Annotated in this window: 17 protein-coding genes; 13 read left to right on the top strand and 4 right to left on the bottom strand. The window is 71.3% G+C overall.

Going from position 1 to position 20,259, the window contains the following annotated elements:
- The first annotated feature begins 11 nt into the window (after positions 1–11).
- The 4 genes from AB5L52_RS12855 (at position 12) to AB5L52_RS12840 (ending at position 7,172) form a co-directional block, all read left to right on the top strand.
- Positions 12–5,843 carry a TIR domain-containing protein gene (locus tag AB5L52_RS12855; RefSeq protein WP_369364091.1) on the top strand — a complete coding sequence of 1,944 codons (5,832 nt, stop codon included), beginning with the start codon at positions 12–14 and terminating at the stop codon, positions 5,841–5,843.
- A 55-nt stretch (positions 5,844–5,898) separates the two neighbouring features.
- Entirely contained in the window at positions 5,899–6,411 is a 513-nt protein-coding gene (locus AB5L52_RS12850) for a hypothetical protein (RefSeq protein ID WP_369364089.1), read from the top strand.
- 72 nt (positions 6,412–6,483) lie between these two features.
- On the top strand, positions 6,484–6,753 hold the full coding sequence (locus tag AB5L52_RS12845; protein ID WP_369364087.1) for a hypothetical protein: 270 nt from the start codon (positions 6,484–6,486) through the stop codon (positions 6,751–6,753).
- 50 nt (positions 6,754–6,803) lie between these two features.
- Complete coding sequence (locus tag AB5L52_RS12840; RefSeq protein WP_369364085.1) at positions 6,804–7,172, top strand: hypothetical protein; 369 nt, start codon at positions 6,804–6,806, stop codon at positions 7,170–7,172.
- 175 nt (positions 7,173–7,347) lie between these two features.
- On the opposite strand, the gene AB5L52_RS12835 is transcribed toward AB5L52_RS12840, so the two are convergent.
- Both AB5L52_RS12835 and AB5L52_RS12830 read right to left on the bottom strand, forming a co-directional pair.
- Positions 7,348–8,034: a glycerophosphodiester phosphodiesterase gene (locus AB5L52_RS12835; RefSeq protein WP_369364084.1), complete on the bottom strand. Its 687-nt coding sequence runs from the start codon at positions 8,032–8,034 to the stop codon at positions 7,348–7,350.
- A gap of 31 nt (positions 8,035–8,065) precedes the next feature.
- Positions 8,066–9,133: an adenosine deaminase gene (locus AB5L52_RS12830; RefSeq protein WP_369364082.1), complete on the bottom strand. Its 1,068-nt coding sequence runs from the start codon at positions 9,131–9,133 to the stop codon at positions 8,066–8,068.
- A gap of 155 nt (positions 9,134–9,288) precedes the next feature.
- Here AB5L52_RS12830 and AB5L52_RS12825 point away from each other — a divergent pair, with 155 nt between their 5' ends.
- Positions 9,289–10,068, top strand: coding sequence for a DUF4190 domain-containing protein (locus AB5L52_RS12825; RefSeq protein ID WP_369364080.1), 780 nt, complete (start codon positions 9,289–9,291; stop codon positions 10,066–10,068).
- Between the two features lie 42 nt (positions 10,069–10,110).
- Here AB5L52_RS12825 and AB5L52_RS12820 read toward each other — a convergent pair whose 3' ends face one another.
- Positions 10,111–10,677 carry an NADAR family protein gene (locus tag AB5L52_RS12820; protein ID WP_369364078.1) on the bottom strand — a complete coding sequence of 189 codons (567 nt, stop codon included), beginning with the start codon at positions 10,675–10,677 and terminating at the stop codon, positions 10,111–10,113.
- A gap of 209 nt (positions 10,678–10,886) precedes the next feature.
- Between AB5L52_RS12820 and AB5L52_RS12815 the strand changes: the two genes are divergently transcribed.
- From AB5L52_RS12815 to AB5L52_RS12780, 8 genes are all read left to right on the top strand, one after another.
- Positions 10,887–12,422 carry a gamma-aminobutyraldehyde dehydrogenase gene (locus tag AB5L52_RS12815; protein ID WP_369364076.1) on the top strand — a complete coding sequence of 512 codons (1,536 nt, stop codon included), beginning with the start codon at positions 10,887–10,889 and terminating at the stop codon, positions 12,420–12,422.
- Between the two features lie 105 nt (positions 12,423–12,527).
- Positions 12,528–13,775, top strand: coding sequence for a spermidine/putrescine ABC transporter substrate-binding protein (locus AB5L52_RS12810; RefSeq protein ID WP_351766395.1), 1,248 nt, complete (start codon positions 12,528–12,530; stop codon positions 13,773–13,775).
- A gap of 8 nt (positions 13,776–13,783) precedes the next feature.
- The gene (locus tag AB5L52_RS12805) at positions 13,784–14,953 is read left to right on the top strand and encodes an ABC transporter ATP-binding protein (RefSeq protein WP_351024603.1); all 1,170 of its coding nucleotides are present in this window, start codon (positions 13,784–13,786) and stop codon (positions 14,951–14,953) included.
- A complete protein-coding gene (locus AB5L52_RS12800) occupies positions 14,953–15,882 on the top strand; it encodes an ABC transporter permease (protein ID WP_351024606.1) in 930 nt (309 codons plus the stop codon). The genes AB5L52_RS12805 and AB5L52_RS12800 overlap by 1 nt, the downstream gene beginning before the upstream one ends.
- A complete protein-coding gene (locus tag AB5L52_RS12795) occupies positions 15,883–16,683 on the top strand; it encodes an ABC transporter permease (protein WP_351024609.1) in 801 nt (266 codons plus the stop codon). It begins immediately after the preceding gene.
- 35 nt (positions 16,684–16,718) lie between these two features.
- A complete protein-coding gene (locus AB5L52_RS12790; RefSeq protein WP_369364073.1) occupies positions 16,719–18,149 on the top strand; it encodes an NAD(P)/FAD-dependent oxidoreductase in 1,431 nt (476 codons plus the stop codon).
- Between the two features lie 166 nt (positions 18,150–18,315).
- A complete protein-coding gene (locus AB5L52_RS12785) occupies positions 18,316–18,609 on the top strand; it encodes a hypothetical protein (protein ID WP_369364071.1) in 294 nt (97 codons plus the stop codon).
- A 136-nt stretch (positions 18,610–18,745) separates the two neighbouring features.
- Positions 18,746–19,192: a hypothetical protein gene (locus tag AB5L52_RS12780; protein ID WP_351766403.1), complete on the top strand. Its 447-nt coding sequence runs from the start codon at positions 18,746–18,748 to the stop codon at positions 19,190–19,192.
- Positions 19,193–19,222: 30 nt separating this feature from the next.
- Here the strand turns inward: AB5L52_RS12780 and AB5L52_RS12775 are convergent, their stop codons facing one another.
- Entirely contained in the window at positions 19,223–19,906 is a 684-nt protein-coding gene (locus AB5L52_RS12775; RefSeq protein WP_369368863.1) for a phosphatase PAP2 family protein, read from the bottom strand.
- Positions 19,907–20,259 lie beyond the last annotated feature (353 nt).

The raw sequence follows: 20,259 nt of genomic DNA, 5'->3' as shown, positions 1-20,259 counted from the left end.
TCATGAATACTATGGTGGCTCGACAGAACGCCCCGGGGGACACCGGGCCATTGGACTTCTTCATCAGCTACTCACCCGCCGACGAACGCTGGGCGTCCTGGATCGCCTGGACCCTGGAAGAGGCCGGGTACCGGACGGTTCTGCAGGCCTGGGACTTCGTGCCGGGCACGAACTTCGTCGACTTCATGGACCGCGGCGTGAGCGAGTCCGCCGCCGTCATCGCCGTACTCTCACGCAACTACGAACGCTCCCGGTACGGGCGCATGGAATGGCAGGCCGCGCTGCGCGCCGATCCGGACGCGCCGGAGCGGCGGCTGCTCACCGTACGGGTCGAGGACATCCCGGTGGAGGGGCTGCTGGCCACCATCACCTACGTCGACCTGGTGCCGGTCGCCGATCCGGCGGCGGCCCGTGAGCTGCTGCTCGCCCGGGTCCGGCAGGCCCTCGACGGGCGGGCCCGGCCCAGCCTCGCGCCCGGATATCCGGGCGGCGCGAACGGGCAGCCCGCCCCGGCCACCGCCCCGGCCGTCCCGAGTCCCGGGCGGCCGCTCGGCGGGCCCGGCTGGGCCGGGCGGCGCAGACCGGCCGCGGCGCCGTCGTATCCGCGGGTGTCCGCGGAGGTCCGGGAGCGGGAGGCGGTCACCGTGCTCCAGCTGGCCGGGCCCGCCTTCGGGCGGGGGCAGGACCCCGCCGAACTGCAGGCCGCGATCTGGGGCGACCTGGTCGAGCTGACCGACGCGGGGGCGCCCTCGCCCGACCTGCTGGTCGTCACCGGGGATCTCACCGCCTCGGGCAGCCGGCGCGAGTTCGAGCAGGCCCTCGCCTTTCTCACCGGGCTGCGGGCCCTGCTCGGGCTCGAACCGCACCGGGTCGCCCTCGTCCCCGGCGGTCAGGACGTCAACCAGGCCGCCTGTCAGGCCTACTTCAGCACCTGCGAGGCCGACGAGATGCCGCCCCGGCCGCCCTACTGGCCCAAGTGGCGGCACTTCGCCCGGCTGTTCCAGGAGCTGTACCAGGGGCTGGACGTCGTCTTCGACAGCGATCAGCCGTGGACCCTCTTTCCCGTGCCCGAACTGCACACCGTCGTCGCGGGGTTGAACTCGTCCATGGCCTACAGCCATCGGCCCGACGACCAGTACGGGGTGATCGGCCGGGAACAGGCCGCCTGGTTCGCGCAGGCGCTGCGGCCGCACGAGACCGAGGGATGGCTGCGGATCGGCGTCGTACGGCATGCGCCCGGTGCCGGCCGGCCCGCCGCCTCCGGCGTCCGCCGGGGCGGAGCGCCGGGCACCGCCGCCCTGGACGGCAGCGGTCCGCTGCGCGACACCGATGTGCTGACCCGGCTGACCGCGCCCCGGCTCCATCTGCTGCTGCACGGCCCGGCCGACGCCGGCGCGGCGCAGCCCGACCTGGCCACCGCCGCCGGCGAGGTGCCGGTGATCGGCACGGTCCGGCCCGGCGCGCACCAGCTGGTGCGGGTCAGCAGGGACGGGCTCGCCGTCTGGCAGGGGCCGGGGGAGCCGCGGCGGCGGCCGGCCCAGTGGCAACGGTCCGACCGGGCCTTCGCGCCCCTGCCGGGGGAAGCCCCCGATCCGGACCCCGTCGCCCCCGACCCCGAACCCCGCGCCGTACAGACCCCCGCCGAGATACTGCTCGCACGGGTCGCCGAAGTGTGCCGCACCCGGCACGAGGGCGCCCAGCTGCGCCCGGTGGACGGTCCGGTGCCCCAACTGCTCGTCACCTGGAGCCAGTCCGGCTTCGTCCGCCAGCAGCGCGTGGCCGTGCACACCGGCACCCCGACCGGCGAGGACGTCGACCGGTTCGTGGCCCTCGTGCACGCCGCCGACGCCGAGACCGAGGCCGAACTCGTCCACGACGGCCCGCCGCCCGCCCGCGAGCTGCGCGACGCGGCCCGCCGCCGGGGCGTCCGGGTGCGCAGCTTCACCGAGTTCCAGGGCCTGCTCGACCTGCGCGGCTACGTCCTGGCGCAGAGCGAGCGGCTGCGCACCGACTTCCGCTATCCCCCGGGCATGTACCTGCCGCAGCGGTACCGCGAGGTGGAACGCCTCGACGCCGAGGACCGCGACGGGCTCGTCGACGAGATGCTGCGGCTGCTCGACTCCGACCAGGGGCGCTTCCTGCTGCTCCTCGGCGACTTCGGGCACGGCAAGACCTTCGCGCTGCGCGAGCTGGCCCGTCGTATCCCCGGCGAACTGCCGCACCTCGTACCGCTGTTGATCGAGCTGAACGCCCTGGACCGGGCCTACTCGTTCGAAGGGCTCGTGGCCGGCCACCTCGCCGCCCACGGCGTCGACAACATCGACCTGCGTGCCTTCCGGTACATGCTCCAGCAGGGCCGGATCGTGCTGCTCTTCGACGGCTTCGACGAACTCGTCAACCAGGTCACCTACGACCGCGCCGCCGAACGCCTCCAGGTGCTGCTGGACTCCGCCGTGGACAGCGCCAAGATCGTGGTCTCCAGCCGCACCCAGCACTTCCGCTCCCAGGGCCAGGTGCTCACCGCGCTCGGCGAACGCGTCGGCCTGCTCCCGCACCGCCGGGTGCTGGCCGTCCAGGAGTTCACCCCGCAGCAGATCCGCGCCTACCTGGTCAACCGCTACGACGGCGACGAACGCGCCGCCGACCACCGGCTCCGGCTCCTCGACGCCATCCCCGACCTGCTCGCCCTGTGCCGCAACCCCCGGCTGCTCGGCTTCGTCGCCGACCTCGACGACGACCAGCTGCGCGCGGTCGCCGGCGCCGGTCGCGCCCTCAGCCCCGCCGGGCTGTACCAGGAAGTGCTCACCGCCTGGCTGAGCTTCGAGGCGCAGCGCGCCGGCGGCGGCCCCGGCCGGGCGCCCGGACTCTCCCTGGAGCAGCTGTGGGACGCGGTCACCGCACTCGCCCTGCGGCTGTGGGAGAGCGGCCAGGACTCACTGCGCCTGGACGAGCTGACCGACGTCGCCGAGACCCTCACCGGGCTCGCCGACACCCGGCTGTCGGCGCCGCAGACCGCACACGCCATCGGCTCCGGCAGCCTGCTGGTGCGCAGCGACGACGGCGTGTTCCGGTTCATCCACGGCTCGGTGGTGGAGTGGCTCGTCGCCCGCGAGTGCGCCCGCAGGCTCACCGACGGCGACAGCAGCCTGCTCGGCCGCCGCCAACTCAGCCAGCTGGCCGTCGAGTTCCTGTGCGACCTCGCCGACCACCGGATCTGCCAGGCCTGGGCCGAGCGGGAACTGTCCGGCCCGCCCGGGGACGGCTCACTGGACGCCGCCCACGCCAACGCGGTGAAGATCCTCAGCCGGCTCCGGGTGCCCGCCCACACCGATCTGCGCGGCGCCGCCCTCGCCGGGGAGGACCTGTCCCACCGCGACTTCTCCGGCGTCGACCTCACCCGCGCCGACCTCACCGACGCCCGGCTCGTCGGCGCCGGCCTCTCCGGCGCCGTCCTGCGCGGCGCCCGGCTGGTCGGCGCCCGGCTCGACGGCGCGGACCTCACCGGCGCCGACCTGCGCGGCGCCGACCTCAGACGGGCCCGGCTGATCGGCACCGACCTCACCGGCGCCCGCGTCGACGGCGGCCGGTGGCAGCGGGCCGCGCTGATCGCGGCGACCACCGGAGCCGTGGCGCGCGCTCCGGAACTGGCCGGTGCGGCCGTCGCCCCCGGCATGTCCGTCGACGCCGGCTTCCGGCCCTCCACCGTCGGTGTCCCCTACGGCTACGAGGCCCGCATCCGACTGCCCGAGCCCATCTCCTACAGCCCCGACGGGGAACTGCTCGCCGTGGGCAGCGAGGACGGCGGCGTCCTGGTCTGCGACGCCGGCACCGGCCTCCCGCTGCGCACCCTGCAGGGCCACACCGGCCGGGTCTACGCGGTCAAGTTCCGCGAACGCGTGCTGGCCACCGGCAGCTCCGACGGCACCGTACGGCTGTGGGACCCGGTCTCGGGCCGCTGCCTGCACCGGCTGGAGATCCACCGGAACGGCGTGTGGCCGGTGGCCCTCGACACCGACGGCGCACGCCTGGCCACCGGCGACGCCGACGGCGTCGTCACCGTCTGGGACACCGCCACGGGCACCCCGCTGCACCGGCTGCCCGGACACTCCGCGCCCGTCTACACCGTGGCGTTCGGGCCCGGCGACACCACTCTGGTCACCGGGGACGCCTCCACCGTCGTACGCCTGTGGGACCTGGCCACCGGGCGGCAGACCGGCGAGCTGCCCGGTCACCACGGCGTGGTGTACCGGGCGCGGTTCAGTCCGGACGGCACCCTGCTGGCCACCGCCGACCGGGGCGACGACGAGCGCGGCGGCACGGTGCGGGTGTGGGACTTCTCCACTGGGGCACTGCGCCACGAGCTGCCCGGACACTCCGGCCGCGTCTACACCCTGGACTTCCACCCCGGCGGCACCCTGCTGGTCAGCGGTGACACCCAGGGCGAGGTACGGCTGTGGGACCTGGCCACCGGCGGCTCCGCCGGGCTCCTCGGCGGCTGCCAAGGAGCCGTGTACCAGGTGCTGTTCGACCTCGACGGGGCCCTGCTCGCCGCCGGGGACAGCGCCGGGGTGGTCCGGCTGTGGCGGATCGACCCGGCGGCCGACCCGGTCGCCGTACCACTGAACCGGCAGCCCGCTGAGCACCGCGGCTCGGTGTGGGTGTGCAAGTTCCGCCCGCACGGCGACACACCCGCCCAGGGCCCCGGCGCGCTGCTGGTGACCGGCGGCAACGACGGCGTCGTACGGCTGTGGGAGCCCGCCACCGGACAGGGCAGGCGCATCCTGCGCGGCCACGGCCGGCGCATCGGCACCCTGTCCTTCAGCCCCGACGGCGCGATGCTGGCGGCCGGCGGCAACGACGGTGTCGTCCGGGTGTGGCACGCCGCCTCCGGCCGGCGGCTGCGCGAACTCACCGGCCAGAGCGACCGCCTGGTCTCCGCGGCCTTCGGCCCCGTCGGCCCCCTGCTGGCCACCGCCAGCAGCGACGGCGACATCTACCTGTGGAACGCGGCCACCGGCGAGTACCAGCGCGAACTCGACGTCGAGACCGACCATGTGTGGGCGGAGGCGTTCAGCGCCGACGGCAAACTCCTGGCCACCGCCAACGACGACGACACGGTACGGCTGTGGTACCGGACCACCGGAGCGCATGTCGCCACCATCACCGAGCACTTCGGGCGGGTGCGCGCGATCGCCTTCCGGCCCGACGGCGCGGTGCTGGCCACCGGCTGCGACGATCGCAAGGTGCGGATCGTGGAGATGGACGGCCACGGCATCACCGCCGAGCTCGACGGCCACTCCGACCGGGTGTACGCCGTCGCCTTCGCCCCCGACGGCTCCTGGCTGGCCAGCGCCTCCTGGGACGGTACGGCGGTGATCTGGCGGGACGGCGAGATCGACCACCGGCTGACCGGCCACACCGGCAAGCTCTGGACGGCGGCGGTGCATCCGTCAAGGGCCTTGCTGGCGACGGCGGGCGACGACCGTACCGTTCGTCTCTGGAACCCCGACACCGGTGAGGAGACGGCTCTTCTGACGGGCCACACCGGCCGAATCCTGGCCGTGGCCTTCAGCCCCGACGGCTCCCTGCTGGCCAGCGGCGGCGAAGACGGAACGGTACGGCTGTGGAACGTCCCCGCCGACACCCCGGCCACCCTGCGGGTCACCCTGGTCGGCATGCCCGGCGGCTGGGCAGCACTGTCCCCGTCCGGCGGCTACAAGCACGAGGGAGACGTCACCGGCGAGTTCTGGCACGCGGTCGGCATGTGCCGCTTCGAGCCCGGCGAGCTGGACGGGCATCTGCCCGGGGTGTGGCAGGTGCCGCTGGACGCTCCCCTGGGGTGAAGAGTGGGAGAGGGGTGGTTTTGAACGCGTTCAATTGTCGGCGTACGCTCATCCCATGAGCGACAGAGCCGCCCTGCTCAAGGGCATTCGCGTCTGGTTGGTCCTCTTTGTCGTGTGCCTCGTGCTCAGCGGGGCCACCGCCTTCCCCCTGGTCCACGAACTGCGCTGGACCGAGAGCGCGTTGGCCGCGCTGCACGTGCCCGACCACCTGCCGGGACTGACGGACTGGATCTCACGGGTGCGCGACGGGCTGGACACCGCCGACTCCGACTACCCCTTCCTCCTCTACGGCACCGACTGGCTGGCCTTCGCCCACATCGTCATCGCGGTCGCCTTCTACGGGCCGTACCGCGACCCCGTCCGCAACATCTGGGTCGTCGAGTTCGGGATGATCGCCTGCGCCGGCATCATCCCGCTCGCCCTCGTCTGCGGACCGATCCGGGGAATCCCGTTCTGGTGGAGCCTGATCGGCATGTCCTTCGGGGTCTTCGGCGTCGTCCCGCTGTATGTCGTACGGAAGAAGATCAAGCGGCTGGAGTCGCTGGGCTCCCCGGCTCTCGCCGCGTAAGAAACTGTTATCGGTGCCCCCTCCGCCCCGTCTCCTTGCGTCACCGGTTCCTCACGCACGGAGTCACCCCGCATGCCCAGCCCTGCCCACGAGCACGTCAACAAGCACCGTCCGAGCCGCCGGGGGCTCTTCACGCTCGGCGGCTCACTCGCGGCGGCCGGAGCGCTCGGGGGCGGGATCGCCGCGTTCACCGGTGCCGGGGCGGATGCCGCACCGGCCGGCTCGAAGAGGGCGAGCCGGGCCTTCGCCCACCCCGGGCTCCTGCACAACGCCGCCGACCTGCACCGCGCCAAGGTCCGGGTCGCCGCGGGCCGGGACCCCTGGCCGGCCGGCGGCGGCTGACCGCCAACCCGCACGCGCAGAGCACCTGGCAGGCCCGCCCGCAGGCCACCGTGTACCGCGGAGCGGGTTCCGGCCAGAACTACCGCACCCTCTACAACGACATCCACGCCGCCTTCGCCCGCTACAACCTCGGCAAGGACGTGCCCTTCACCCCGTACGGCCGGCGGTCCGGCACCGGACACGGCCGGTGGCGGGAGCAGAGCGTGCTCTCCGCCACGGCCCGTGGCGAGATCCGCCCGGTCTCGGAGATTCTGCACAACCACTACGCCCGCCGCCGCAGGCTCAGCCCCCCCGTATGTCACGGCCATGGCCGAGAAGGTGCGCGCGGAAGGCGGGGGCGGCGACTACGGGCCCCACAGCGGCGGCTACGACCAACTGGGCTTCGGCACGCTGCTCTACAGCAGGTGACGTACACGTGAGACACACACGGGAGACGGGAGCGATGGTGGCCGGGGGGGCGAACGGGACGGGCGGCACTGGCGCGACACCATCGCGGCGCGGATGTAGCGCTCCTGCGCGGCCCTCACCTCGTCGCCGGGCGGGAGAGGGCGCGGATGCCCAGGCCGGCGCGCCCCCGCCGGAGTCCGCCGGTTCCTAACGGCCGTTGCGCAGGGCGTGCAGGGTGTCGACCCGGTTGGTCGTGATCGAGTCGACGCCCAGGCCGAGCAGGCGGCTCATCGAGCGGCGGGTGTCCGGGGTCCAGACGGAGAGCAGGTGGCCGCCGTGCTGGACGCGGGCCGCGAGGTCCCGGTCGACCAGGGAGAAGCGGTAGTTGAGCCAGTGGGGGCGCACCGCGGCCAGCAGGGCGGGCCGGGGCGGGGCGAGGGTCGTCCAGGTCAGGGCGATCTCGGCGGCCGGGTCGGCGGCGCGGACGGCGAGCATGGCCTCGGCGCCCGCGCAGTAGTAGACCCGGTCGCCGGCCCCGCTCTGCCGGATCACGTCCACCACCCGGTCCGCCATGCGCCGGTCGACCCGCCCGCACAGGTCCACCATCACCCGGCTGTCTCCGATGGCCGCCAGCGCCTCCGCCAGCGTCGGCACGCCGCCCGCCGTGAGCCCGCGCACCTCCTCGGCGGACAGCGCGGCCAGCGGCCGGTCGACGTCCCACAGCCGCCGCAGCGTGTCGTCGTGCAGCAGCACGGGGATGCCGTCGCAAGTGAGCCGTACGTCGATCTCGACCGCGTCCGCGCCCCGGTCGAGCGCGGAACGCAGCGAGTCGATGGTGTTCTCACGGAAGCGGTAGGGGTCGCCGCGGTGGGCCACGGCGGTCACGGTCTGCATGACCCCCATTGTGGTGGGCGTACCGCCCGGGTCAGGAAGCGAGCCAGGTGCTGGTGTACGTGTCGATCTCCGCCGCGATCCGCGTCTTGCCGGCCGGGTCCAGGAACGAGGCCTCGACAGCGTTCTTGGCGAGGCCGGCGACGCCGCGTTCGTCCAGGCCGAGCAGCCGGGCGGCCACCGCGTACTCGTTGTTCAGGTCGGTGCCGAACATCGGCGGGTCGTCGGAGTTGATCGTGACCAGCACCCCGGCCCGCACGAACTCCTTGATCGGGTGCTCGTCCAGAGTGCGTACCGCGCGGGTGGCGATGTTAGAGGTCGGGCAGACCTCCAGCGGGATGCGCTGCTCGGCGAGGTGGGCGAGCAGCCTGGGGTCCCGCGCCGAGCTGGTGCCGTGCCCGATGCGCTCCGCGCGCAGCTCGTTCAGCGCGTCCCAGACCGTCTCCGGGCCGGTCGTCTCGCCGGCGTGCGGCACGGAGTGCAGACCGGCGGCGATGGCCCGGTCGAAGTACGGCTTGAACTGCGGTCGGGGCACGCCGATCTCGGGCCCGCCGAGTCCGAAGGAGACGAGTCCCTCCGGGCGGATCCGGTCGTCGGTGGCGAGCCGGGCCGTCTCCTCGGCGGACTCCAGGCCGGCCTCGCCCGGGATATCGAAGCACCAGCGCAGCACGGTCCCGAACTCGGCCTCGGCCGCCTTGCGGGCGTCCTCGATCGCCGCCATGAAGGCCAGCTCGTCGATGCCGCGCCGGGTGGAGGAGAACGGCGTGACGGTCAGCTCGGCGTAGCGCACCTGCTGCCGGGCCAGGTCGCGGGCCACCTCGAACGTCAGCAGCCGGATGTCCTCCGGGGTGCGGATCAGGTCGACGACCGACAGATACACGTCGATGAAGTGGGCGAAGTCGGTGAAGGTGAAGAACTCGGCCAGGGCCTCGGGGTCGGCGGGGACCTTGGAGTCGGGGTGGCGGGCGGCCAGCTCCGAGACGATGCGGGGGGAGGCGGAGCCGACATGGTGGACGTGCAGTTCCGCCTTGGGCAGCCCGGCGATGAAGGTCCGCAGATCGCGGTCGGCCGAGCCGCCGGCGGATACGGAACTGTCGGTCATGGGGTCCTCCCCGGGAAGGGCGCCCGCGGAGCGGGGTCCGTGGTGCGGGCGCGGTGATCGGCTGATCGGTTGCGCGAGATCATCGTAGGCCCCGACTCGCGCCGCCTTTGCCTGCCCTTAGCATGGCGACACAGTCAGCAGAGGGGTCCATCACCATGTCCGACCACGTGCCGCAGTCCACGCCACAGGAGAACCGGCCTGCCGGCACGAGCCCGACGGCACCGCCGGTGTCCCTGGACAAGGGGGCGGGGGAGCAGCCCGGCGCGGTGCAGGACGCGATACCCGGGTCCCGCCCGGACGCCGGCACGCGTGCCGACTCCGTCCACTACCAGCAGACCCTGACCTCGCTGCCCGCGACCCCGGCCGAACCCGCCGACGCCGTACGGCCGTCCTGGGCCCCGCCGACCGCCCACGCCACACCCCCGGCGGCGAACCCCTTCGCACCCCCGCCGGCCATGCCTCCCGCGGCCACGCCCCCCGCGAACCCGTACGCCCCGCCGGCCACGCAGCACGCGGGACCGGAGCCGGTGCCCCCGCCGCCCATCGCCCCGACCGGCCCCGGCCAGGTGCCGTACGGCTACCCGGGCACTGCGTCGGCGTACGCCTACCCGGGCCTGCAGCAGCAGCCGCCGTACGGCACCCCTTATCCGTCCGCCAACGGCTACGGCTGGCCCGGCATGCCGCTCATGCCGAGCAACGGCATGGGCACGGCCTCACTGGTGCTGGGCATCCTGTCGGCCGTCCTCTTCGTGCTCTGGCCGCTGGCCCTGATCATGGGCGTCCTCGCCATCATCTTCGGCATCCTGGGCCGCGCAAAGGCGAAGCGAGGCGAGGCCACCAACCCCGGCATGGCCCTGGCGGGCCTCATCTGCGGCGGCGCGGGCATCGCCATCGTCGCGGGCTTCATCGGCATCATCATCGCGGTCAACACCTGAAACAGCGGGCGCTGCAGCAAGCCCAAGGGCTGGACCGCTTCTCTAGACCGCTTCTTTCGCGGCCAAGATCTCACGCGCCTCCATGAGGGCGAACCCCAGCAGATTCGGCCCTCTCCACCGCTCCGGATCCGAAGCAGCCGCGTCGTCCGCCGCCAGCCCGATCCCCCACACCCGGTCGAGCGGGCTGGCCTCGACCAGCACACGATCGCCCGTGCTCAGCAGAAACGCGCGGAGCGCCCCGTCGGCCGCGAACTTCGCCACGCTGCCCTCGACCACGATCCCGAAGCGCTCCCGCTCCCATATCGCCTCGTCGAGGCCGCGCACCAGCCGCCCCGCCTTCTTCGCCTGGGCGGGATCCTTCGCGGCCAGGATCCGCCGCTCCGCCTCCGCGTCCTCGAAGAGCCGCGCCTTGCCCGCCATCATCCAGTGCTCGGCCGTCGCGTATTCCACCCCGTCGACCACGAAGGGCGACGGCCACCACTGGCTCAGACAGCTCGCGCCGATCCTGCCGTCCGGCCTCGGCCGGTGCCCCCAGAAGTGCAGGTACTTCACCTTCGCCCCGGCCCGGACCTCGCTGATCAGCGCTTCCACCCCGTCGATCTTTCCCATGCACGCGAGTCTGGCACGCACCACTGACACTCCGTCCGCCCTTTTCCGTCTCCACTCGACATCTGGTCGACAGATTCCGTCGCGTAACCAAAAGGCAACAACGGAATCACTTGTTGGAGTCCTATTGCTCTGTCAGGATCGGCACTCAAATCGAGCTGGAGCTACGCCACCCACCCCCCGGGACGGGGCGAACGGCGGAGGAGAGCGACATGCACAACCCGGGCACCGCCACCCCGGAACGATTTCCCGCCGAGGAGCGATTCGCCGACGGCGCGCAGTTCATCGCCGGCCGGCCGGCCAAGGGCACCTCGGGACGCACCCACGCCGTGGTCGACCCCGCCACCGGCGCCGAGGTGTACACCTATGAGCTGGCCGGCGCCGACGACGTCGACGCGGCCGTCACCGCCGCGCGCGAGGCCTTCCCGGGCTGGTCCTCGGCCACCCCGGGCGAGCGCTCCGACGCCCTGCACCGGTTCGCCGGCGTGCTCGCCGAGCGCGCCGAGGACTTCGCCCGCGCCGAGTCCCTGCAGTGCGGCAAGCCGCTGAAGCTGACCCGCGAGTTCGACGTACCGGGGACCGTCGACAACACCGCCTTCTTCGCGGGCGCCGCCCGGCATCTGCAGGGGCAGTCCGCCGGCGAGTACTCGGGCGACCACACGTCGTACATCCGGCGCGAGCCGATCGGTGTCGTCGGGTCCGTCGCGCCGTGGAACTACCCGCTGCAGATGGCGGCTTGGAAGATCCTCCCGGCGATCGCCGCGGGCAACACCATCGTGCTGAAGCCCGCCGAGCTGACCCCGCTCACCTCGCTGCTCTTCGCGCAGGCCGCCACGGACGCCGGTATCCCGGACGGGGTCGTCAACATCGTCACCGGGACCGGGAGGGAGGTCGGGGAGCGCCTCGTCGGGCACCCCGACGTGGCCATGACCTCCTTCACCGGGTCCACCGCCGTCGGCAAGCGCGTCGCCGAGGTCGCCACCGCCACCGTCAAGCGGCTGCATCTGGAGCTGGGTGGCAAGGCGCCCTTCGTCGTCTTCGACGACGCCGATCTGGAAGCCGCCGTCCACGGCGCGGTCGCCGGCGCGCTCATCAACACCGGCCAGGACTGCACGGCCGCCACGCGCGCGTACGTACAGCGACCGCTCTACGAGGCGTTCGTGGAGCGGACCGCCGCGCTGATGGAGACCGTGCGGCTCGGCGACCCGTTCGCTGACGGAACCGACCTCGGCCCGCTCATCTCGCACGTCCAGCGGGACCGGGTGGCGGGGTTCGTGGACCGGGCGCGCCGCTACGCGCGCGTGGTGACCGGCGGCGAGGCGCCCCGGGGCGACCTGGCGAAGGGCGCCTACTACCGGCCGACCCTGATCGCCGACGCCGCCCAGGACAGCGAGATCGTCCAGTCCGAGATCTTCGGCCCGGTACTGGTCGTACTGCCGTTCGGCGATGATGATGAGGGCATCCGGCTGGCCAACGACACCCCGTACGGCCTCGCCGCCTCCGCCTGGAGCAGCGATGTCTACCGGGCGAACCGCGCCACCCGCGACATCAAGGCGGGCTGTGTGTGGATCAACGACCACATCCCGATCATCAGCGAGATGCCGCACGGCGGGTACAAGGCCTCCGGCTTCGGCAAGGACATGTCGGCGTACTCCTTCGAGGAGTACACGCAGGTCAAGCACGTAATGTTCGACAATACGGCGGTGGCCCGGAAGGACTGGCACCGCACGATCTTCGGGGACCGGTAGCAACCGTCGTCCGGTGATGCCGGACATCTCGCACAGACGGCTGCTGCCGGGTCGACGATCCGGCCCCGACCAGGCCGACCCTCCCTCCGAAAGGGCACCACGCGCATGGAGCAGTACGAGCCCGACCGCCTGACGCCGGTCGAAGCCGCCGCCGTACGGCGCAGTCTCCGTAACGGCCGGGCCGCCATGACCCGTCGCTCGCTGCTGCGCGCCTCCGCGGGCGGCGCGCTGGCGGTCGGCGGCCTCGGGGCGCTCAGCGCCTGCGGGATCCCCGCGGCGAACAAGTCCCAGGGCGGCGTCTCCGCCGACGACCACTCGGCCACGGAGAAGGTCGTCAACTTCTCCAACTGGCCCGAGTACATCGACGTGGACGACAAGACCAAGCGTCACCCCACGCTCGACGGGTTCGCCCGGCGGTCCGGCATCCAGGTCAAGTACACCGAGGACATCAACGACAACGACGAGTTCTTCGGCAAGATCCAGCCGCAGCTCGCCGCCGGCCAGGACACCGGCCGTGACCTCATCGTCCTCACGGACTGGCTGGCCGCCCGCATGATCCGGCTGGGGTACGTCCAGAAACTGGACACCTCCGTCCTGCCGCACGCCTTCGCCAACCTGTCGGACCAGTTCCGCGCCCCCGACTGGGACCCGGGCCGCGCCTACTCGTACCCCTGGCAGGGCATCTCGACCGTCATCGCCTACAACAAGAAGGCGCTCGACGGCATCGAGGTGAAGTCGGTCTCCGACCTGCTCGACAACCCCAGGCTGAAGGGCCGTGTCGGCTTCCTGACCGAGATGCGCGACAGCATCGGCATGACCATGCTCGACATGGGCAAGGACCCGGCGAAGTTCACCGGCGACGACTTCGACGCGGTGATCGCCCGCCTGCAGAAGGCCGTCGACAAGGGCCAGATCCGCCGCTTCACCGGCAACGACTACACCTCGGACCTCGCCAAGGGCGACTTCGCCGCGTGCATAGCGTGGGGCGGCGACATCGTCCAGCTCCAGGCGGACAGCCCGGACGTCGGCTATGTCATCCCCGACAGCGGCTACATGACCTCGACCGACAACATGCTGATCCCCAACAAGGCGCGCCACAAGACGAACGCCGAGCGGCTCATCGACTACTTCTACGAGCCCGAGCCGGCCGCCGAGCTGGCCGCGTACATCAACTACGTGAGCCCCGTCGCGGGAGTGCAGCCCTTCCTTGCGAAGATCGACAAATCGGCGGCGAGCAACCCGCTGATCATTCCCGACAAGGCCATGCAGGCGAAGTCCCATGCCTTCCGCGCGCTGACGCAGCAGGAAGAGACCGCCTTCCAGCAGAAGTTCTCGAAGCTCACAGGGGCGTGACGACGACGATGACGACACCAGACAACAGCGGCGACGTCCGCCTCTCCGGTATCAGCAAGACCTACGCCAACGGCTTCACCGCCGTACAGCCGCTGGACCTGACCGTGCCGCAGGGCTCCTTCTTCGCCCTGCTCGGCGCCTCCGGATGCGGCAAGACCACCACCCTGCGCATGATCGCCGGTCTGGAGGAGCCCACGACGGGCGCCGTCCACCTCGGCGACCAGGAAGTGACCCACCTGCCGCCGTACAAGCGGCCGGTGAACACGGTCTTCCAGTCCTACGCCCTCTTCCCGCACCTCGACATCTTCGAGAACGTCGCCTTCGGCCTGCGCCGGCGCGGCATCAAGAGCGTGAAGAAGCAGGTGGAGGACATGCTGGAGCTGGTCCAGCTCGGCGAGCAGGCGCGCAAGAAGCCGCACCAGCTCTCCGGCGGCCAGCAGCAGCGTGTCGCCGTCGCCCGCGCCCTCATCAACCACCCGAAGGTGCTGCTGCTCGACGAGCCGCTCGGCGCCCTCGACCTCAAGCTGCGCCGTCAGATGCAGCTGGAGCTCAAGCGCATCCAGACCGAGGTCGGCATCACGTTCGTCCACGTCACGCACGACCAGGAGGAGGCCATGACCATGGCCGACACGGTCGCCGTGATGAACGCGGGCAGCGTCGAACAGCTCGGCTCGCCCACCGATCTGTACGAGAACCCGAACACCACCTTCGTCGCGAACTTCCTCGGCACCTCCAACCTCATCGAGGCCGAGGTCGACACGGAGAACGGCGCCGACATCGTCCTCAAGGCGGCCGGCGGCAAGCTCGTGCTGCCAAAGGCGCGATGTTCGGCGCCCACGAAGGCCGGGGGCAAGGTGCTGGTCGGCATCCGCCCCGAGAAGATCTCCCTCACCCACGCCGACGACGCCGGCGACATCCCCGAGGGCCGCAACCGACTCACCGGCAAGATCGCCGACGCGAGTTTCATCGGCGTCTCCACCCAGTACGTGATCGACAGCCCGGTCTGCGACGAGCTGGCGGTGTACGTCCAGAACATCGAGCGCGACGGCCGGCTGGTGCCCGGCGCCGACGTCGTCCTGCACTGGAGCCCGGCGCACACCTTCGGTCTGGACGCGACCCAGTCCCTGCTTGCTGGGACAGTGGGCTCCGCGGGCACCGAGGAAGAGGCGGCCGCCTGATGTCGACGCTCGCCGAGGCGCCCCCGCCGCTCGCTCCTCCCGCCGAGGAGAAGAAGCCGCCACGCAAGCGCGGCCGGTTCACGCCGTACTGGCTGCTGCTGCCCGGCATCCTGTGGCTGATCATCTTCTTCGCGCTGCCGATGATCTACCAGGCCTCCACCTCCGTACAGCAGGGCTCCCTGGAGCAGGGCTACAAGGTCACCTGGCACTTCGCGACCTACTGGGACGCGCTGTCCCAGTACTGGCCGCAGTTCCTGCGGTCCGTGTTCTACGCCGCCGCCGCGACCGTCCTGTGTCTGCTGCTCGGCTATCCGCTGGCCTATCTGATCGCCTTCCGCGCGGGCCGCTGGCGGAACCTGATCATGATCCTGGTGATCGCGCCGTTCTTCACCAGCTTCCTGATCCGCACCCTCGCCTGGAAGACGATCCTCGCCGACAACGGCCCGGTCGTGCACGCCCTGAACTCGCTGCACGTCCTGGACCTCACCAACTGGCTCGGCTGGACGGCCGGCGACCGCGTCCTCGCCACCCCGCTCGCGGTGGTGTGCGGACTGACGTACAACTTCCTGCCGTTCATGATCCTGCCGCTGTACACCTCGCTGGAGCGGATCGACGGACGGCTGCACGAGGCGGCCGGCGACCTGTACGCCAGGCCCTGGACCACCTTCCGCAAGGTGACCTTCCCGCTGTCCATGCCGGGCGTGGTCTCCGGCACGCTGCTGACCTTCATCCCGGCGGCCGGCGACTACGTCAACTCCGAACTCCTCGGCTCCACCGACACCCGCATGATCGGCAACGTCATCCAGACGCAGTTCCTGCGCATTCTGGACTATCCCACGGCCGCGGCCCTGTCCTTCATCCTCATGGCCGCCATCCTGGCCATGGTCACGATCTACATCCGCCGGTCCGGGACGGAGGATCTGGTCTAAATGCCCTTCGTCAACTGGCTCAAGCGCCATCTCGTCGTCATCGCGGGAATTCTGACACTCGCGTATCTGCTCCTGCCGAACGTCATCGTGACGGTGTTCTCCTTCAACAAGCCGAAGGGGCGCTTCAATTACGAGTGGCAGCAGTTCTCCCTGGACGCCTGGAAGCGGCCGTGCGGCGTCGCCGACATGTGCGGCTCACTGTCCATCAGCCTGCAGATCGCCGTCTGGGCGACGATCGGCGCCACGATCCTCGGCACGATGATCGCGTTCGCGCTGGTCCGCTACCGCTTCCGCGCCCGCGGTGCCGTCAACTCGCTGATCTTCCTGCCGATGGCGATGCCCGAGGTCGTCATGGCCGCCTCGCTGCTCACCCTGTTCCTCAACATGGGCGCCCAGCTGGGCTTCTACACGATCCTGATCGCCCACATCATGTTCTGCCTCAGCTTCGTCGTCACCGCGGTCAAGGCGCGTGTGATGTCGATGGACCCGCGCCTGGAGGAGGCCGCCCGGGACCTGTACGCCGGTCCCGTGCAGACCTTCCTGCGGGTCACCCTGCCGATCGCGGCACCCGGGATCGCCGCGGGCGCGCTGCTGTCCTTCGCGCTCTCCTTCGACGATTTCATCATCACCAATTTCAACGCGGGTTCGACCGTCACCTTCCCCATGTTCGTGTGGGGCTCGGCGCAGCGCGGCACACCCGTTCAGATCAATGTCATCGGTACGGCCATGTTCCTCGTCGCCGTCCTGTTCGTGCTGAGCTCGATGCTCATCAACAATCGCCGTAACAACCAAAAGGCATAAGCCTTTCAAGAAAGCCCTCGTAGGGAGTTGAAATCATGGCCCCAAGCGCCATGAGCCGTGGCAAAGACAACTGGATCGCCTCTCTCTCCGAAGCCCAGCCGGTCCCGTACTGGCTGGAAGACCCCGGCAAGCCCACCGCCGAGCCCGCCCTCACCGGCACCGACACCTGCGACCTGCTGGTCGTCGGCGGCGGCTACAGCGGGCTGTGGACCGCCCTGGGCGCCAAGGAGCGTGACCCGGGGCGCGACGTGGTGCTGCTGGAAGGCCGCGAGGTGGGCTGGGCCGCCTCCGGCCGCAACGGCGGCTTCTGTGCCGCCTCCCTCACTCACGGCCTGCCCAACGGCCTCGCCCGCTGGCCCGACGAGATCCAGCGACTGGAGGAGCTGGGCCGGCGCAACCTCGACGAGATCGAGGCCGCGATCGCCCGGCACGACATCGACTGCGACTTCGAGCGCACCGGTGAGATCGACGTCGCCACCGAGACCTACCAGGCCTGGGAACTGCGCGACTGGCACCGGGAGTTGACGGAGAAGGGGCTCGCGGACGGCATCGAGTTCCTGGACGCCGACGCGGTGCGCGCGCAGGTGAACTCGCCGACGTTCGAGGCGGGCCTGTGGGACCGCAGGGGCGTCGCCATGCTGCACCCCGCGAAGCTCGCCTGGGGCCTGAAGAAGGCCTGCCTGAAGCTCGGAGTGCGCGTCTACGAGCACACGCCCGCGCTGACCCTGAAGAACTACGGCGCCGGCATGTCCGTACGCACCCCGTACGGCTCGGTCCGCGCCCGCAGGGTCGCGCTCGGCACGAACATCTTCCCGAACCTGCTGCGCCGCGTGCGCTCCTACACCGTCCCGGTCTACGACTACGCGCTGATGACCGAGCCGCTGACCGCCGGGCAGCTGTCGGACATCGGCTGGAAGAACCGCCAGGGGCTCGGCGACTCGGCCAACCAGTTCCACTACTTCCGGCTGTCCGCCGACAACCGGATCCTGTGGGGCGGCTACGACGCGATCCACCACTACGGCGGCCGGGTGCGCGCCGAGTACGACGACCGGCCGGAGACGTACGCCAAGCTCGCGGGGCACTTCTTCACCTGCTTCCCGCAGCTGGAGGGCGTCCGCTTCACCCACGCCTGGGGCGGCGCGATCGACACCTGCTCACGCTTCTCGGCGTTCTTCGGCACGGCCCACCAGGGAAAGGTCGCGTACGCGGCCGGTTACACCGGCCTCGGCGTGGGCGCGACCCGCTTCGGCGCGGACGTGATGCTCGACCTGCTGGACGGGGAGCGCACCGAGCGGACGGAGCTGGAGATGGTCCGCAAGAAGCCGCTGCCGTTCCCGCCCGAGCCGTTCGCCTGGACCGGGATCGCCCTCACCAAGTGGTCCCTGGCCCGTGCGGACGCGCAGGGCGGCCGGCGCAATCTGTGGCTGCGCGCGATGGACCGGCTGGGGCTGGGTTTCGACAGCTGAGTCCCTTTCACGGGCTTTGCTGGATTTCGCGGCATTTACCCGACGCTTATGGCCGCGTCAAGCCACGAGATCTCGGAGCATGACCCCGCTCCCGCATTCCGGCGTACTGGAAGCACGGGCCTCACCGGGAGGCACCGGCTTCCACACGGAGTAGCAGGAGAAGATCATGACTCGCATCACCCGTAAGTGTGACGAATCCCGTTCCAAGCGCCGCAGGGCCCTGGCGACGGCGGTGGCCTCCGCCGCGGTCGTCGCCGGAGGCGTCATGCTCCCGGCCGCGGCCGCCTCGGCGGCGCCGCTGCACCAGGCGTCGACGGTGACCATGGCTCCCCGTCATGACCACCATGACCACGACCACGACCACTGGGGTCACCACCACAAGCACTATTACTGGGACGACTACCACCACTGCTGGGACTACTACTGGGACTACTACTGGGACTGGGACTACCAGTGGTAATCCGTAGCCGACACCGAAATGTGACCCAGGTCACCTGAAAGGCGGCGCGAAACTCGCGTAATGCCTCCGGAAGGCCTCCCTCTCTCCACCTGACGCGACCGCGCCGGACGGTCGGGTGAGAGAGGGAGGCCTTCTCATGACTGGGGCGAAGACGGCCGTCGAGTGGCTGGCATCCGTCGCACCGGATCCCGAGGCCTGCCGCTGGGAATGGGAGCGCAACCCCCTGGGGATCGCGCTGCTGCCCGTCGGCAGGGCCTGGGACGTACTGATCCTGCCGGGCGACCTCGGCCATCCGACCCTGGACGTGCTCGTCCGGGTGCTCGGCCAACCCGGCCCGGTACTCGTCGACTTCGGCGACAACCGGGTCGGCTTCTTCGTGCCGCCGGGCACCGCGGCCCGCTGGGTCGGCACCGGCATCCGTACCGCGGGACCCGGCACCTGGATCGTCGTACCGTATCCCGGCCGGGTGACCCGGGGGGTGCGCTGGCTGGTGCCACCGGACGGCTCGGGCACGCTGACCGATCCCGCGTTGCTGGAGCTGGCGATGCACGAGGCGGCGGCGCGGCTGGCCGGGGGCGGCTGAAGCCTCTTTGCCACGTGCCGCCCTGCGAGGTCACGAAGCCCCTGGACTGCCTGACGAAGAAGACGGACTGCGGCTCGTATCCGGCCCATGGGACCTGGCCGGCGCCGCGCGGTCCGATGACGCGGCCGGTGAACCGGGACCGCTGCGCGAACGGGGAGTTCCGGAAGAACCTCGACGCGTACTTCGGCCGATCACCAGGGACAGGCTGGTCAGCAGCACGGTGCACAGACACCAGCTGGCCGCCACGTCCAGCGGCCAGTGATAGCCGTGCCGGACCAGGCCGTACGACACCCCGAGGACCAGGGCCGTACAGACGGTGACCAGGCTTCGGCGGGCGGCGGTGGAGCGCAGCCACGGGAGCAGGAGCAGAGTCGCGGAGCCGTAGGCGACGGCCGCCGTGGCCGTGTGGCCGGAGGGGAAATAGCCGACGGCCGGGGGCACCACGGGGGTCCCCGGCCGGGCGGTCCAGTCCTTGAGCGGTACGACGATCGCCGGGACCAGCGCCATCAGGACGAACGCGGCGAGCGGTGGCAGCCACCAGCGGGGCGTGCCGCTGCTGCGGCCCCGCCACAGGACGTAGCCGAGGGCGACGAGGAGCACCGGCACGGCGACCTGGCCGTTCCCGAGGTCGGAGAGGAGCCCGGAGAACCGGTCCGGATGGACGAGGGCGCGGCTGAGGCGGGCGTCCAGGCGCAGCAGCGGGCCATGGGCCATGACCTGCCAGGTGCACAGGGCGAACAGCAGGGCCGGGAGAATCAGCAGCGGGGCGCGGCGGACAACGGTCGACACGGCGCCCAGCTTCGCAGACTTGCGGGGAGGGAAGGAGGTCGGCCGCCCCGGAACAGGGGGGGGTGGTTCCGAGGCGGCCGTCCGGATCGGAACGTCGCGCGCCCCGGGGGGTTTGGGGCGGCGACCGTCCGATCGGTGAGGAGATCCCGGAGCCGTCAGGCGCCGGTGATGTGCGCGAGGGCACGACCAGGTCGAAGCTGGGGAGGCCTCGCCCTGAAATCGCCCACAGTCCCCTGTGGACGGGGTGTATCTCTCATCTGGGTAGAACCTACGGCAGG

This window comes from Streptomyces sp. CG4, assembly GCF_041080655.1.
GTDB lineage: Bacteria > Actinomycetota > Actinomycetes > Streptomycetales > Streptomycetaceae > Streptomyces.
The sequence above is the reverse complement of the archived record's forward strand: the minus strand, read 5'-3'. Positions and strand labels throughout refer to the sequence as shown.

Excerpts from the sequence above, each read along its gene's own strand:
- AB5L52_RS12810 (WP_351766395.1), top strand. The coding sequence starts at position 12,528 with ATGGAGCAGTACGAGCCCGACCGCCTGACGCCGGTCGAAGCCGCCGCC.
- AB5L52_RS12850 (WP_369364089.1), top strand. The coding sequence starts at position 5,899 with ATGAGCGACAGAGCCGCCCTGCTCAAGGGCATTCGCGTCTGGTTGGTC.
- AB5L52_RS12825 (WP_369364080.1), top strand. The coding sequence starts at position 9,289 with ATGTCCGACCACGTGCCGCAGTCCACGCCACAGGAGAACCGGCCTGCC.
- AB5L52_RS12775 (WP_369368863.1), bottom strand. The coding sequence starts at position 19,906 with ATGGCCCATGGCCCGCTGCTGCGCCTGGACGCCCGCCTCAGCCGCGCC.
- AB5L52_RS12795 (WP_351024609.1), top strand. The coding sequence starts at position 15,883 with ATGCCCTTCGTCAACTGGCTCAAGCGCCATCTCGTCGTCATCGCGGGA.
- AB5L52_RS12815 (WP_369364076.1), top strand. The coding sequence starts at position 10,887 with ATGCACAACCCGGGCACCGCCACCCCGGAACGATTTCCCGCCGAGGAG.
- AB5L52_RS12800 (WP_351024606.1), top strand. The coding sequence starts at position 14,953 with ATGTCGACGCTCGCCGAGGCGCCCCCGCCGCTCGCTCCTCCCGCCGAG.
- AB5L52_RS12835 (WP_369364084.1), bottom strand. The coding sequence starts at position 8,034 with ATGCAGACCGTGACCGCCGTGGCCCACCGCGGCGACCCCTACCGCTTC.
- AB5L52_RS12805 (WP_351024603.1), top strand. The coding sequence starts at position 13,784 with ATGACGACACCAGACAACAGCGGCGACGTCCGCCTCTCCGGTATCAGC.
- AB5L52_RS12820 (WP_369364078.1), bottom strand. The coding sequence starts at position 10,677 with ATGGGAAAGATCGACGGGGTGGAAGCGCTGATCAGCGAGGTCCGGGCC.
- AB5L52_RS12845 (WP_369364087.1), top strand. The coding sequence starts at position 6,484 with ATGCCCAGCCCTGCCCACGAGCACGTCAACAAGCACCGTCCGAGCCGC.
- AB5L52_RS12785 (WP_369364071.1), top strand. The coding sequence starts at position 18,316 with ATGACTCGCATCACCCGTAAGTGTGACGAATCCCGTTCCAAGCGCCGC.
- AB5L52_RS12790 (WP_369364073.1), top strand. The coding sequence starts at position 16,719 with ATGGCCCCAAGCGCCATGAGCCGTGGCAAAGACAACTGGATCGCCTCT.
- AB5L52_RS12780 (WP_351766403.1), top strand. The coding sequence starts at position 18,746 with ATGACTGGGGCGAAGACGGCCGTCGAGTGGCTGGCATCCGTCGCACCG.
- AB5L52_RS12830 (WP_369364082.1), bottom strand. The coding sequence starts at position 9,133 with ATGACCGACAGTTCCGTATCCGCCGGCGGCTCGGCCGACCGCGATCTG.
- AB5L52_RS12855 (WP_369364091.1), top strand. The coding sequence starts at position 12 with ATGGTGGCTCGACAGAACGCCCCGGGGGACACCGGGCCATTGGACTTC.